This is a genomic window from Pseudomonas sp. CCI4.2 (genome assembly GCF_034350045.1).
In the GTDB taxonomy this organism is placed as follows: Bacteria; Pseudomonadota; Gammaproteobacteria; order Pseudomonadales; family Pseudomonadaceae; genus Aquipseudomonas.
In genome coordinates, this window is record NZ_CP133781.1 from 2,483,662 (window position 1) to 2,497,677 (window position 14,016).

General features: G+C 53.1%; 11 protein-coding genes, 1 tRNA gene and 1 pseudogene. 6 read left to right on the forward strand and 7 right to left on the reverse strand.

The window, feature by feature from the left end:
- Positions 1-148: 148 nt before the first annotated feature.
- From RHM65_RS11260 to RHM65_RS11275, 4 genes are all read right to left on the reverse strand, one after another.
- A complete protein-coding gene (locus RHM65_RS11260) occupies positions 149-1,633 on the reverse strand; it encodes a multicopper oxidase family protein (RefSeq protein WP_322185062.1) in 1,485 nt (494 codons plus the stop codon).
- Positions 1,634-1,644: 11 nt separating this feature from the next.
- Positions 1,645-2,055, reverse strand: a complete 411-nt coding sequence (locus tag RHM65_RS11265) for a hypothetical protein (RefSeq protein WP_322165905.1) — start codon at positions 2,053-2,055, stop codon at positions 1,645-1,647.
- A 304-nt stretch (positions 2,056-2,359) separates the two neighbouring features.
- Positions 2,360-3,748: a heavy metal sensor histidine kinase gene (locus tag RHM65_RS11270; protein WP_322185064.1), complete on the reverse strand. Its 1,389-nt coding sequence runs from the start codon at positions 3,746-3,748 to the stop codon at positions 2,360-2,362.
- Positions 3,745-4,434: a heavy metal response regulator transcription factor gene (locus RHM65_RS11275; RefSeq protein ID WP_322165903.1), complete on the reverse strand. Its 690-nt coding sequence runs from the start codon at positions 4,432-4,434 to the stop codon at positions 3,745-3,747. Before RHM65_RS11275 ends, RHM65_RS11270 begins: the two co-directional genes overlap by 4 nt.
- A gap of 229 nt (positions 4,435-4,663) precedes the next feature.
- On the opposite strand from RHM65_RS11275, the pseudogene RHM65_RS11280 reads away from it, so the two are divergent.
- The 6 genes and pseudogenes from RHM65_RS11280 to RHM65_RS11305 form a co-directional block, all read left to right on the forward strand.
- Positions 4,664-4,750 (forward strand): annotated as a pseudogene (locus RHM65_RS11280) (DUF2933 domain-containing protein); the annotation flags it as partial.
- A 15-nt stretch (positions 4,751-4,765) separates the two neighbouring features.
- Positions 4,766-7,120, forward strand: a complete 2,355-nt coding sequence (locus RHM65_RS11285) for a heavy metal translocating P-type ATPase (protein ID WP_322165902.1) — start codon at positions 4,766-4,768, stop codon at positions 7,118-7,120.
- A 466-nt stretch (positions 7,121-7,586) separates the two neighbouring features.
- Entirely contained in the window at positions 7,587-7,790 is a 204-nt protein-coding gene (locus tag RHM65_RS11290) for a co-regulatory protein PtrA N-terminal domain-containing protein (RefSeq protein ID WP_322165901.1), read from the forward strand.
- A 218-nt stretch (positions 7,791-8,008) separates the two neighbouring features.
- Entirely contained in the window at positions 8,009-9,784 is a 1,776-nt protein-coding gene (locus tag RHM65_RS11295; protein ID WP_322185066.1) for a copper resistance system multicopper oxidase, read from the forward strand.
- 86 nt (positions 9,785-9,870) lie between these two features.
- The gene (locus tag RHM65_RS11300) at positions 9,871-10,899 is read left to right on the forward strand and encodes a copper resistance protein B (protein ID WP_322185068.1); all 1,029 of its coding nucleotides are present in this window, start codon (positions 9,871-9,873) and stop codon (positions 10,897-10,899) included.
- 166 nt (positions 10,900-11,065) lie between these two features.
- Positions 11,066-11,533, forward strand: coding sequence for a DUF411 domain-containing protein (locus RHM65_RS11305; RefSeq protein ID WP_322165899.1), 468 nt, complete (start codon positions 11,066-11,068; stop codon positions 11,531-11,533).
- Positions 11,534-11,855: 322 nt separating this feature from the next.
- Here RHM65_RS11305 and RHM65_RS11310 read toward each other — a convergent pair.
- The 3 genes from RHM65_RS11310 to RHM65_RS11320 form a co-directional block, all read right to left on the reverse strand.
- Positions 11,856-11,929: transfer RNA gene (locus RHM65_RS11310), tRNA-Gly, on the reverse strand.
- A gap of 194 nt (positions 11,930-12,123) precedes the next feature.
- Positions 12,124-13,008, reverse strand: a complete 885-nt coding sequence (locus RHM65_RS11315) for an alpha/beta hydrolase (RefSeq protein ID WP_322165898.1) — start codon at positions 13,006-13,008, stop codon at positions 12,124-12,126.
- Positions 13,009-13,319: 311 nt separating this feature from the next.
- On the reverse strand, positions 13,320-14,012 hold the full coding sequence (locus tag RHM65_RS11320; protein WP_322165897.1) for a pseudouridine synthase: 693 nt from the start codon (positions 14,010-14,012) through the stop codon (positions 13,320-13,322).
- Positions 14,013-14,016: the final 4 nt, after the last annotated feature.

The following is a 14,016-nucleotide window of genomic DNA, read 5'->3' on the forward strand; positions in this document are numbered from 1 at the left end:
GTTCCCCGTGCAAATGCTACCTAACCAACAGTCAAGTCCCGTCGGTTCCTCAAATTAATGGGTGAGCGCGCTCACTTCCGACCCAAGCAATTTTTCAGGTTGTTCGAGTTGGCAGTGCATGCGCTTAGGGCTTTAGAGTCGGGCTTGATCAAACCACGTTGAGTTGCCCCATCATGCCCATCTCTTCGTGTTCGAGGATATGGCAGTGAAACATCCGCAGACCAGGCAATCGCTGTATGGTTTTAATGCGTACGATTTCACTTGAACGCAGGTTGACGGTGTCTTGCCATGCACGGAAAGATACCGGTGTGACTACGCCGTTAAACTCCCGCTCAACCACTTGGAACTGAGTGCCGTGCAGGTGGAAGGGATGATCCATGTCAGAGTGATTGACGATTTCCCAAAGCTCGACCTCGTTGATTCGGCTCACCAGATCGATACGTTGCATGTCGTATTCTTGATTGTTGACCAGAAACTGCACGCTATGGCGACCGTTGGCCATAGTCATTTTTTCGCTGAATACCACCTGTTTGCTTGCGGTGGCGGTACCAAGGTCGGGTACTGAGCCGAGCATAAGCGGCAGGGCTGCCTGGTCAGTGGCTGTGACTGTCGTAAAATCAACTGTCAGCAGAGGCATGATGTGATCGGGCGCCACTTCGCCCATTTTGCCGCGCGCATAGATATTAGCGTTCAATTCCACACGGTCGCGACGGCTGCCCGCGTCGATTATCAGTTCGATCCGCTGACTTGGGGCCAGCAGATATTCGGTCAACCCCGACTGTGGCTTTTCGAGCAGACCACCGTCGGTACCGACCAACGTTAGTGTGCTGCCTGGCAGCGCAAGTTGCAGATAGCGAGCACTACAGGCGTTCAAGACGCGCCAGCGCTCACGACCTCCAGCGGCGAATGGTAAAACGGGTTGGTGCTGAGCATTGACCAAGGCGAACTGGCCTTCGCGACCATTCATCCAGTCGTGGGCTTCGTTGGGTGCGATGGTGGCGTAACGGTCGAGTTTGAGATCTGAAACCACCAACAACCTCTCTGGTAAATGGGCCAGAGGGTCATGGCGCGACCTTATCAACAGTGGACCTGCCAAGCCTCGGAACGCTTGTTCCGCCGTATTTTGGTGCGGATGCGGGTGATACCAATAAGTGCCTGCGCTGCCTTCGGGCAAATTGAAACTGTAAATACGGCGTCCGCCGGGTGGTACAGGATCATGCGGATTACCGTCCTGGTCCGACGGTACCTGCAAGCCGTGCCAGTGAATAGTGGATGGCTGTGTAAGATTGTTGACGAAGGTGATGACGACCTTGTCACCCTCAAACAGCTCGATCAGTGGGCCAGGTAGGCCCCCGTTGTAGGCCCAGAATTCGGTTGCGGTTTTTCCGGGAACAAAGGGAACCGAAACAGGTGCAGCGGTCAGAGTTGCCTCAAAGTAGCCGGGTACGCTGCTGGTGTTGGCTAATTTGGGGATTTCTCGTAGTGAGCTGCCAGTCGGTAGCAGCTCCGGTGTCAGCAACGGTAGTCCAAGAGGTGTTGATGATGAGGTCATGGTGTCTGCCGACCACGCCTGTAACCAGGGACCCGCCAGCCCGGTCAACGCTAACCCTCCGAGAAAGGTACGCCGTTGCATCAAGTAAGCCTTCATTTGGACATCTGCATGTTCATCATGCTGGACTGCTGGTCCATCATTTTCATCATCATGTCCATCATTCCTGTACTGCCATCTGCTGAGCCTGGCATGCCCATCTCATTACAACCTTTGCCTGCGTGCATAGTCCGCATCATGGCCATGGAGCTTTTCATGGTCTGCATGCTCTCCTGCATAGCGGCCCGGCGCTCGGTAGGCGTCTTGGCGGCGGAAACCTTGTCGCGGGCGGCTTGCATCTTTTGCATTTGCTGAGTCATGGCATGATCGGCATCAGGCTGGGCCTGAGTGCTGGTCTCGGTGGTGGGTAGCGCGACTTCAGCCGGAGGGTGAACTTCCGTGGCATTGGCGATTATAGCGATGGCTGCGATTAGAGCGGCTAAAACCAATTTCAGTGGCGCTTGCATAATAAATCTCCAGACGAAGGGGGAAGTTCGCACGGTTGGACCGTGCTGAATCAGTATGCAGTCGAGCAGTATGCATAGAGGGATGGCACCCACTCTTGGATCAACCGCAACCGCGTTTGCAAAGACGTGGTTGCTTCCCACTTAACATGCTTTGGTTCATTGACCACCCGTCCACATGTAAACAGTAGCGCTTGTTGAATGGAGATTGTTGACATACGTCAAACATGACAGCGCCCCCGTTCCTACTACTGGTACTTGAGGAATCGGCTCTTGGGCTAGGCGTTGGCTCGAAGAATCGTCATTCTTAGGCACGTTTGATGCCGGCGCTAAAGAGTTCAATATGAAAAACAGTTGTTCCATCGGATGAAGTGCACCAGATCTTGCCCTCATGAGCTTCAATGATCGACCGAGTAATCGACAGGCCCAGTCCTGCGTTACTTGGGCTCCCTTGACGCCTCGCAGGATCTGCGCGGTAAAAACGATCAAAAAGTTTTTCGAGGTGTTCGGGCGCAATAGTCGTTCCAGGGTTTTGTACCGTCAGCACCGTCGACGTGTTTGTCTGGCAGATATCCATGCGGATGGTTTCTCCCTCTGGCGTGTACCGTAGCGCATTCGATAGTAGATTCGAGATAGCCCTGCGCAGCATCAATACGTCACCGCTAACACTTCCAGCACCGAAGACGCAAAGCTCAATGCCTCGCTCGTCAGCCAGCAGACGGTAGTATTCGAGCAGTTTCCCCACCACCTCCCGCAGGTCTATCTGGGTGTTCTCTGGTTTGATCAACTTATTGTCGGACTTGGCCAGAAAAAGCATGTCATCGATCATGCGAGACATGCGCTTCAAATCCTCAAGATTTGAGAACAGATTGTCTTCGTAGTCCTCAATGTTCCTTTTTCGTGAGAGCACTACTTCAGTGTGGGTCATCAGGTTACTGACGGGCGTTCGCAACTCATGAGCAATGTCTGCGGAAAAATTCGAAAGCCGGACAAACGCATCGTCCAGACGGGACAACATTGCGTTGAACGACGACACCATCTGCTGAAGCTCTTTTGGCACGGGCGCCAACGGGATGCGTTCTTTCAGTGAGCCGGCAGACATCGAGGCCGCGACCATCGTCACCTGCCGAATAGGGCGCATGCCGCTGCGTGCAACCATCCACCCCAACCCTGCACTGACTAGCGCGCTGATCACCAATCCTGTCCAAAACCATTGCTGAAGGGTTTCGAAGAAATACATATGCTGCGTCACATCAAAGATCAAGAACACGGTTAGCGGCTTTTTCTGTCCGGAAACCATTGCCGGGGCCGTGACGCCGCGGTAAGTCTGCTCATGGTCTTTCCATTCCCACATTGCATGACTATCGAGCTTGCGCAGTTGCTCTGGGACACTGACGGGCCTGGGGCTGGCGAAAAACAGCTTTCCTTCACTGTTCAGGATGATCGCCGTCAAATCGCGGTGTGCCCCCAGCAAAGCCTCAAGTTGTGGTTTTAAGTCACTGAATTGATCGATGTCGTGCAGCTCTCCCAAAATTCGTTGAGTTGAGCTGAGTTTTTCGTCCAAGGTTTGCTGATCCAGCATCTTGAAATGACGCTGACTAAGGTGATTAAAACTCATGCCGGCAACCGTCAGCACAACGGTTACCGAAAGCATGAACATCAAGCTCAGGCGTGTGGTGAGGGAAAGGCGGTTCATTTCTGATCCGGGTCCGGTGAGTCCAGCATGTAACCCATACCTCGGACGGTCTGGATCAGCTTAACGTCGAAGTCGTCATCAATTTTCGCCCTGAGCCTTCTGACGGCCACTTCAATCACGTTGGTATCGCTGTCGAAGTTCATGTCCCAGACCTGGGAGGCGATGAGTGATTTTGAGAGCACTTCGCCTCTACGGCGCAGCAGCAACTCTAGCAACGCAAACTCCTTAGCTGTCAGGTCTATGCGCGTTCCTCCCCGAATCGCCCTGCGTTTGAGCAGGTCGACCTCAAGGTCAGCCATTTTTATGTGGGTTTGCGCAGGGGTGCTGTTACCGCGACGTAGCAAGGTTCTAACGCGAGCCAGCAATTCAGAAAAGGCGAATGGTTTGATCAGGTAATCGTCTGCCCCAAGCTCAAGTCCCTTGACCCTATCTTCAATGCTGTCTCGCGCCGTCAGAAATAGCACCGGCACTTCTTTTCCTGACCTACGGACCTTTTGAAGGAGTTCCCATCCATCCATTCCAGGCATCATCACATCCAGAATCAGCAAGTCATAGGCCTCGCTTAAGGCGTGTTGAAGGGCGTCAACGCCGTCGGTAAAACGATCAACGGTAAATCCGGCCTCAGTCAAGCCCTGCTGTAGATAAATGCCCAATGTCGGTTCATCTTCAGCGACTAGCAGTTTCATGAGGTGACTCGCAACGGGACCATTGCGATGAGTGTGCATCAAATAAGTCTCGCTGATTTGAAACTTACATAAATGTAATCTCTGCGACAGGTAAATGTTAACCCGGATGAACACTTATCGGTTTTTACTCGATATGTTCATCATCGAACACACTGTTGAGCAGGCAACTGTTACAACAGAGTCGGGGCTTTCATAGGGCGGCCCTACCGAGCCCTTTGGACTTAATGGTTTAGCCTGTCCGTTAATGCATGTTTTCGGACACGGGCACGAGGGACACATGTCAACATGTGGATCCGGCAGAAACAAACAAAAGTGAGAAAGGAAAACAGATATGCCTAACGACATAAGCGACCATGGCCACACTCATGCTGCGAAGGCTGAGGATGAAGGTCTGCGCGATCCGGTGTGTGGCATGGCTGTTACCCCGCCGATCAGATTCAGCGAGGTTTATCAGGGACAGATCTATCAGTTTTGCAGCCTGAAGTGCCAAGAGAAGTTCAGAGCAGAACCGCCGCTCTACGCCAATGCACCACTGAATACCGATCACTCTGGCCACGCCGCTCCAGTAGCTGAAGTACAGGAAGGTACCGAGTTCACCTGCCCTATGCACCCGGAGATACGCCAGCCCGGGCCTGGCAATTGCCCTAAATGTGGCATGACACTAGAACCGGTCATGCCTGCGCTCGATGAAGATGAAAATCCCGAACTCCGGGATTTCACCCTCCGCTTTTGGTGGTCGCTACCATTAACCGTGACAGTGGCCGTGCTCGCCATGGCTGGACATTCGTTACAACTCTTCCATGGCTCGATCCAAAACTGGATCGAGTTCGCTCTTGCGACTCCGGTTACCTTATGGGCAGGCTGGCCCTTTTTTGTAAGGGGTTCAGCATCTGTTAGAAACCGCAGCCCAAACATGTGGACTTTGATTGGTTTGGGTACCGCCGCCGCCTATCTGTACAGCGTCGTGGCAACGCTAATTCCCCAAAGCTTTCCCACCACCTTCATGCAAGATGGGCGCATTGGCGTCTACTTCGAAGCCTCCGCGGTCATCATCTCGCTGACCTTGCTTGGGCAGATTCTTGAGCTTAAAGCCCGATCGCAGACCTCCGCCGCCATTAAGTCCCTTCTCGGTCTGTCTCCCAAGACCGCACGAAAAATCAACGCAGATGGTCAGGAGCAGGACATTCCCCTCACTCATGTTCACTTGGGAGACCATTTGCGGGTCAGACCTGGTGAAAAAGTGCCCGTTGATGGGGCTGTACTTGAGGGAGAAAGTGCGGTGGATGAATCCATGCTCACTGGCGAACCTGTGCCGGTAATGAAAAGAGCAGGGGATAGTTTGATCGGCGCCACGCTAAATACTCATGGGAGCTTGATAATGGAGGCGCAAAAGGTCGGCGCCGACACCATGTTGTCGCAAATCGTAAAGATGGTTGCTCTAGCCCAACGCTCCAAAGCGCCAATGCAACGAATGGCCGACTCGATTGCCGGTTACTTTGTGATGGGTGTTATCACGATTGCGGTGCTGACACTCGTAGGTTGGGGGCTCTTTGGCCCTGAACCCAGCTGGGTCTTTGGTCTGATCAACGCTGTCGCCGTGCTGATCATCGCTTGCCCCTGTGCCCTGGGTCTTGCGACACCCATGTCGATCATGGTTTCGACGGGTAAAGCCGCCAGCATGGGTGTGCTGTTCAGGGATGCCAGTGCCATCGAAAACCTTTGCAAGATCGACACACTGATTGTCGATAAAACGGGGACTCTAACAGAGGGGCGACCGGTGTTTTACAGTGTGGAGGCCACACCAGATTTCAACCCCCACGATGTTCTTCAGCTGGCAGCTAGCCTTGACCAAGGCAGCGAACATCCTTTGGCTCGTGCCATCGTTGATCACGCCCGAACTGAAAACATTGAGCTCACCAAGCCCGAATCGTTTGAGTCCGGTTCAGGTATTGGAGTCAGTGGTCTCGTTGATCGCAAGAAAATACAGTTGGGCAACACTGCGTTGATGGAAGCTGCCGGCGTGAGTACGAAGGCCTTACAAGAGCGTGCAGAGTTGTTACGCCTTGAAGGCATCAGCATCATCTATCTCGCCGTTGATGGGGCCTTGGCAGGGTTGCTAGCGGTGTCAGATCCGATAAAACCGACCTCCAAAGAAGCAGTCGCCAAGCTCAAAGCTGATAACGTAAAAATCATCATGGCCACCGGTGATGGGCTCACCACCGCTAGGGCTGTCGCCAGGGAGATGGGGATTGAAGAGGTCCATGGTGAGGTGAAACCGCAGGATAAGGAACGCCTGGTTGCAGACCTCCAGCAGCACGGGCGGAAGGTTGCCATGGCTGGCGACGGGATCAACGACGCGCCGGCTCTGGCGCGAGCAGATGTCGGCATCGCAATGGGAACAGGGACTGACGTTGCAATGAATAGCGCGCAGCTTACACTGGTAAAAGGTGACCTCATGGGGATTGTACGAGCACGCGCCCTTTCGGTTGCAACAGTAAAAAACATGCGGCAAAACCTTGGCTTTGCCTTTCTTTACAACTCGATGGGTATTCCCCTCGCCGCCGGCCTTCTTTATCCACTGACGGGGCACCTTCTGTCGCCAATGATCGCTGCGCTAGCCATGAGCGTCAGTTCTGCGTCTGTAGTTTTCAATGCATTGCGACTGAGGCATACCCGAATAGTTTGAGTGACACCGATGCTCGGGGCCAAAAATACATAACTCTTGACCTTGCCGTGGTGTCAACGTTGATGCTGCGGTTGCGGTGAAAAGAGACCGCTCCGTACAAGAGAAATAATTATGTTCGTCTTAAATGTATAAAAACTAAAGTACTGTGCATGAGTCGAAATTCGCATAGTTAACCGCCGTGCGAAAAGATTAAAACTTCAGCAATTTTTAAAACGGCCAGAAGATTTTAACGTTAGGCGTCTTAAATTTAATAAATGCTGATATATATCGCAGTGAAGGATCAAAAAATTACAGATTAAATAGCGTATTCCTAACGTGAAATATCGCAAGCTGACACCGCTGTAATGTTTGCCTAAGCTAACTGACAGGTGATGAGTTTTATAGTCTTGGTGAACCTTTGGCTCACTCCTGAAATTCATCATGTAATTTGGGTTTCGGCTTACTAACACTGATCACAGGAATTCAAATGAACCCTATCAAAGCTTTGTTCGTCATTGCAGCATTGACCGTTTCTTCTTTTGCTATGGCTGAAGGCGGTGGTGACCGAGCATTCGCACGCATGGAAGCGGCAAAGAATAAGACAATGGAATCATACGTGTTAGCTCAAAAGCAAAGCCCCCAGCGTCCCATTGCTGAAAGTACTGAAGCGATGGACCACAAGAATTGCTAATAGCCTGCCGCGCTCCCAAGCTGACAGAAATGTAATCACTGCCGTGGTTCAAATGTGGCAATTTCTGAGCTCGCAGTCATACGTGCTCGACTTTAGTGACGGCGGGCGAAACTCATCCGAGCTCATAACAGAGCTCTGAAAGAGTGCCTTTAACCTGCATGAGAAACTCATTGATGGTTTCGTGCAGCTTCCCTTTTGACTGATTGGACATAAACGGCATGCATTCCAAAACCTCTAGGCGGACGTTCGTTAAAGGTCTGACCGCGGGTGGCATTCTTGGCGGATTTGGCCTTTGGCGCACTCCCGTATGGGCAGTGACCAGTCCTGGTCTGCCGAGCGTTCTCACCGGTAACGAATTTGATCTGTTTATTGGTGAAACCCCTGTAAACATAACTGGCTCGCCACGCACAGCAATGACCATCAATGGATCATTGCCAGGACCTTTGCTGCGTTGGCGCGAAGGAGAGACGGTTACCCTGCGTGTAAAAAACCGCTTAGACCATGACACCTCAATCCATTGGCACGGGATCATCCTGCCGGCCAACATGGACGGCGTACCTGGCTTGAGCTTCCATGGCATCGCACCTGATGGAATGTACGAGTACACATTCAAGGTTCATCAAAACGGCACCTACTGGTACCACAGTCACTCTGGCTTTCAGGAGCAGTCCGGCGTTTACGGTCCAATCGTGATCGACTCAAAAGAGCCGGAGCCTTTTCAGTACAACCGCGATTACGTGGTGATGCTGACCGACTGGACCGATGAAGATCCTGCTCGCGTCATGGCCAAGCTCAAGAAACAATCGGATTATTACAACCACCACAAACGTACCGTTGGCGATTTCATCGACGATGTCAGCGAGAAGGGTTGGTCCGCGACAGTGGAGGATCGCAAGATGTGGGCCGAAATGAAAATGAACCCCACCGATCTCGCAGACGTCAGTGGCGATACTTATACCTATCTCATGAATGGCCAGGCGCCTAACAGTAACTGGACCGGCATTTTCAAACCGGGCGAGAAGCTGCGCCTGCGCTTTATCAACGGCTCGGCGATGAGCTATTTCGACGTTCGCATTCCTGGTTTGAAAATGACCGTGGTGGCAGCCGACGGCCAACATGTCAAACCTGTGAGTGTCGACGAATTTCGCATCGCCGTAGCTGAAACGTATGACGTGATCGTAGAGCCTGCCAGGGAAGAGGCATACACCATTTTCGCTCAGTCTATGGACAGAACCGGATATGCACGCGGAACCCTTGCAGTTCGCGAGGGTTTAAAGGCACAAGTGCCAGCGATCGACCCCCGGCCGCTTTTGTCCATGAATGACATGGGAATGGGCGGTATGGCTGGTATGGCTGGTATGGGCAGCGACGACATGTCCAACATGGCCGGGATGGACCACAGCAAGATGGCAGGGATGGGCAGCGGTGATATGTCAGGGATGGCTGGCATGAGCGAAATGGGTGGAGAAATGCAGACTCACCCAGCCTCCGAAACCAACAACCCCTTGGTTGACATGCAAGCCATGAATCCAACGCCAAAGCTAAACGATCCAGGCATAGGCTTGCGCAACAATGGTCGTCGAGTGCTCACCTACTCCGATCTGAAAAGCACTTTCCAAGACCCTGACGGCCGCGAGCCCAACCGCACCGTCGAGCTTCATCTGACCGGTCACATGGAGAAGTTTTCGTGGTCCTTCAACGGTATCAAATTCTCTGACGCCGAGCCACTTCGTCTGAAGTATGGCGAGCGTCTGCGCATCACCTTAGTGAACGACACCATGATGGCCCATCCCATACACCTTCACGGCATGTGGAGTGATCTTGAGGATGAGAACGGCAAGTTCTTGGTGCGCAAGCACACGATCGATATGCCACCAGGTACCAAACGCAGCTATCGAGTCACTGCTGATGCCTTAGGACGTTGGGCTTATCACTGCCACCTGCTTTTCCATATGGAAATGGGCATGTTCCGCGAAGTACGGGTTGATGAGTAAAGGAGACAATCTATGAGCACATACCTAAATCGTAATTCGCTGGTGGGTTGTCTCTTTACCGCTGGGCAAAAAGGCAGATTGAGATCATGACCCGTAAGTTTTTTCGCCCAACGCTGATGGCACTGGCAGTCTCGACCAGTCCTGCATTCTTTTTCATGGCTCAGGCCGCTGAAGGGATGGATCCGTCTATAGCGATGCCATCAAGTGCGGACTCAACGCCTTCGACTGCGCAAAAATCCAAGCCAGCCAAAGCGAAAGATGGCGCGAAGGATCACACCAAGATGGACCACGGCTCAATGGGATCTATGGACCATAGCAAGATGGGGGCTATGGATCACAGCAAGATGAGCATGGACGACGGGCACATGGACGGTATGGACAGCATGGATGGAGGGGCGACCACGAGCCGAACCCCGATCCCCGTACTTACCGACGCTGACCGTGCAGCCGCCTTTCCAGATGTGGCTGGCCACGGTGTTCACGACAAAAAACTTAACTCCTTCATCCTTCTGGATAAGTTTGAGTATCAAGACGCTGACAACGGTAGTGCGCTGGCCTGGGATGCAAAAGGATGGATCGGCGGTGACGTTGATCGCCTGTGGCTGCGCTCGGAAGGTGAACGCACCAATGGCGTAACGCAAAACGCTGAACTCCAGGCGCTTTGGGGGCACGCCGTCGGTCCGTGGTGGGATGTCGTCACTGGCGTTCGGCAAGACTTCAAGCCTGGGTCGCCCCAAACATGGGGAGCGCTCGGCGTTCAGGGCATGGCCCTCTATAACTTTGAAGCTGAAGCGACCGCCTACATTGGTGAGAAGGGTCAAACCGCTGCTCGACTTGAGGGCGATTACGACATCCTGCTGACAAATCGCCTGATCTTGCAGCCGACCGCAGAAGTGAACCTGTACGGAAAAAATGATCCTCAGCGCGGCATAGGATCTGGATTGGCGAACACCGAAGTAGGTTTGCGGTTACGTTACGAGATTGTTCGTGAATTTGCCCCCTACGTCGGTGTTACCTGGAACCACTCCTACGGCAAGACGGCAGACCTGGCCAGCGATGAAGGAGAAAAGACCAACGATGCTCGATTCGTAGTGGGTATTCGGATGTGGTTCTGAGTCGATTTAGCGATGCCATCCAGCGGTTTGAATAACCGAGGAACCACCTCCCCGACGTATGGGTGAGATCATCAACCAAACCTAAACGCAGCGGCATTAAACGCTCCGGATGGCATTAGCGCTACTGGAGCATCCCACCGCAGACAAGGTAAAAGGAAAAATATTCATGATGGCTAGCTTCCGACTTTCTAGTCGATCTCTACGTCTCGCAACGTTTGCAGCGCTGTTCATCGGCTCAACCGCTCAAGCAGCTCAGGCCCTGACAATTGATGTTCATCGAGACGCAAACTGCGGATGCTGCAAGAAATGGATTCAGTATCTTGAAGCAAACGGCTTCACCGTCATTGATCATGTAGAAACCAACATGAGCGCTGTCAAACAAGATCTCGGCGTTGTTCCACGTCTCTCGTCCTGCCACACCGCGATGATCAAGGAAAAGTTTGTCGAGGGCCACGTGCCTGCTGAACAGATAATTGCAATGACTAAGCGTGACGACCTTGTCGGGATCGCTGCTCCTGGCATGCCGGCAGGCTCTCCAGGAATGGAGGTCGAAGGGAACCATGGTGCCTATCAAGTAATTGGCCTTACCAGCGCGGGCATAGATCAGGTTGTAGCGATATATCCTGAAAACTAGCCAGAAAACTCTCGGATGTATAACGAATCAAAGCCACGGGGACTCAAGCAGTCGGAGCTATTGCCGCTGCCGTCGTCTTTGAAAGATTCGGAGCGTCGGTGTTGATCAATCTGGGGAGGTTTCTGACGTTATGCTGTGTTGCGATGGTGATTGCCGGTCGTGAGTAGCGGTGACGTCTGAAGTTATTAAGGGGGGGCGACGCCCCGATAGATCACCTAAAATGGGATAGGTGTACAGCCTAGTAGGAAAGAACCTGACGTCTGCGTTACAGCAGTAACAGGCACCTACATTTCGCGGGGTAGGCCGAAAGCCTTGAAAGCATTGGAGCGGGTGAAGGGAATCGAACCCTCGTTATCAGCTTGGGAAGCTGGAGTAATGCCATTATACGACACCCGCTTTTCGCGGCTGACTTTGTACCAGATGTCGCCTGTGAACAGAAGCGCTAATTTCTTGAATGGTGCATTTCAAGCAAATCCACATCGTCTGACTTGCACCAGTTCCCGCCCATCCGGCTTCTGGCAAAAACATTCCCTGCAGAAATTACCTGCAAACTAGATCAGGCAATTCCCGCAGGGAATGACGCTTTCGTTTCACAGTGCAAACGCATATTGGTTCTGTACGTGGTGGTACCGCGACCGCTTGGGGGCGGCTTCTGGTTTCAGGAAATTCAACAGGGCCTTTTGCGAATCGCTGCAGGCGGTTTTGTGTTCCATGTCGAGGAAGTGCCCGGTGCTTTGCAGGGTGGTGAACTGGCAATTGGCGACGTGCTCGCCGAAGAGCCTGGAGTCTTCTGCCGCAGTGTATTCGTCCCACTCGCCATTAAGGAATAGCACCGGTACGTCGATGTTTTGTGCTGCGTTGAGGTAGCACAGTTGATCAATGCTCAGCACTTCGCTGATGTGAAAATGCATCTGCACGTACTCATGGATATCAAGCGAGCTGACGTGCCGGTAGTTGAAGCGTTTGAACAATGACGGCAGGTGCTTGCCGATGGTGTTGTTCACCAAGTGGCCGACTTCGTGCCGATCAAACGCGCCTAGGTGCATGACGCAGCGTTCGAGATAGTCGCGCATGTGGTCGTTGACCACGGGGGAGAACGAACTGATGACAGCTTTCTCGATCCGCCGTGGCCGATGGGAGAGGGCGACCAAGGTGGCTGCACCGCCCCACGAGAACGACAGCACGTGCTCTGCGGCAAAGTGGTCGATCAGTTCAAGCAAGATCTGACCTTCCAGCTCTTTAGTCAGCGGTTTGCGATGCAGGTTGTGGGCTTTGGATTTGCCCGCGTAGGGTTGGTCGTACAGCACCACGTTGAATTGCGGGTAAAGGTTACGGGCGGTTTGGGCAAAAGACGCAGTGGTGGCCATTGAGCCGTTGACCAGAATAATGGTCTTTTCTGCGGCGTCTGCGCGGTAAAACTCCGTGTAGACCCGGAACTGACCTTGTAGATCAAGCACAGCGATTTCTGGGCTCATGACGACTTACTCCTGGCGTAGAACAGGTATGCGCGCAAACGAGATTGCACGAGCTTCGTGACAGGTAGGCATACGCCTGGAAAATGGGGGCCCATGTCGATCCGACAGGATCTGGTCGACAGGTATTGTTATTGGCGGGCTGTCTGTCGGGGCGGAACCAGAGGTTCTCGTCTCGGCAAAAGTTTCTTAGAAGTTGTTTGTGACTGATCAGTCACATGCGGACTGACGGTTGGATTCAAGCAGGCTCAACGGCACCTCGCAAGTGCCGTTGGTACATTGTTCGACAACTTCTGCTGAACGGTAGGCTGAGTTCAAATCGCCAGAATTTCCGCGTCAAAAAGGGGGCGGTACTCACCGGGTGCCAACTCGGGGTCGAGGTGCAGTGGACCCATGGACTCGCGATGCAGGCGCAGCACTTTGTTATCGAAGTGGCCAAACATGCGTTTGACCTGGTGATAGCGGCCTTCGACGATGCTCAAGCGTGCGCTGTGCGGGGTTAGTAGCGTCAATTCTGCGGGCTGAGTGGTGAGGTTTTCGAAGGCGAAATAAAAGCCTTCAGCGAACTTTTTCACGTAGTGCGCAGTGATCTCGTGTTCGGTTTCGACGTAGTAGATTTTTGCGATTCTGGTGTGCGGTTGGGTGAGGCGTCGGGACCACACGCCATCATTGGTGATCAGCATCAGGCCGGTGGTGTTGAAGTCCAACCGTCCGGCAATGTGCAGCTCGTGTTTGTCGGGCTCATCAAGCAGGTCAAGCACGGTGCGATGCTGTGGATCGATCGTGGCGCTGACACACCCCGGTGGTTTGTGCAGCATGAAGTATCGGGCGGGCGTACCGGCTTGTAGCACCTCGTCATCGCACTCCACACGGCTGAATTCGCGCACCTCGTGAAGAGGATCGCTGACGATTTGCCCGTCGACTTTGATCCGCTTGCCAACCAGTGCAAAGCGCACGTCTTTGCGACTGAAGCGCGGCAGGTTACTGAGGAATCGATCCAGACGCATGGTG

What these genes read in the sequence shown, in the direction of transcription:
- RHM65_RS11260 (WP_322185062.1), bottom strand. Translation starts at nt 1,633, where the DNA reads ATGCAACGGCGTACCTTTCTCGGAGGGTTAGCGTTGACCGGGCTGGCG.
- RHM65_RS11265 (WP_322165905.1), bottom strand. Translation starts at nt 2,055, where the DNA reads ATGCAAGCGCCACTGAAATTGGTTTTAGCCGCTCTAATCGCAGCCATC.
- RHM65_RS11270 (WP_322185064.1), bottom strand. Translation starts at nt 3,748, where the DNA reads ATGAACCGCCTTTCCCTCACCACACGCCTGAGCTTGATGTTCATGCTT.
- RHM65_RS11275 (WP_322165903.1), bottom strand. Translation starts at nt 4,434, where the DNA reads ATGAAACTGCTAGTCGCTGAAGATGAACCGACATTGGGCATTTATCTA.
- RHM65_RS11285 (WP_322165902.1), top strand. Translation starts at nt 4,766, where the DNA reads ATGCCTAACGACATAAGCGACCATGGCCACACTCATGCTGCGAAGGCT.
- RHM65_RS11290 (WP_322165901.1), top strand. Translation starts at nt 7,587, where the DNA reads ATGAACCCTATCAAAGCTTTGTTCGTCATTGCAGCATTGACCGTTTCT.
- RHM65_RS11295 (WP_322185066.1), top strand. Translation starts at nt 8,009, where the DNA reads ATGCATTCCAAAACCTCTAGGCGGACGTTCGTTAAAGGTCTGACCGCG.
- RHM65_RS11300 (WP_322185068.1), top strand. Translation starts at nt 9,871, where the DNA reads ATGACCCGTAAGTTTTTTCGCCCAACGCTGATGGCACTGGCAGTCTCG.
- RHM65_RS11305 (WP_322165899.1), top strand. Translation starts at nt 11,066, where the DNA reads ATGATGGCTAGCTTCCGACTTTCTAGTCGATCTCTACGTCTCGCAACG.
- RHM65_RS11315 (WP_322165898.1), bottom strand. Translation starts at nt 13,008, where the DNA reads ATGAGCCCAGAAATCGCTGTGCTTGATCTACAAGGTCAGTTCCGGGTC.
- RHM65_RS11320 (WP_322165897.1), bottom strand. Translation starts at nt 14,012, where the DNA reads ATGCGTCTGGATCGATTCCTCAGTAACCTGCCGCGCTTCAGTCGCAAA.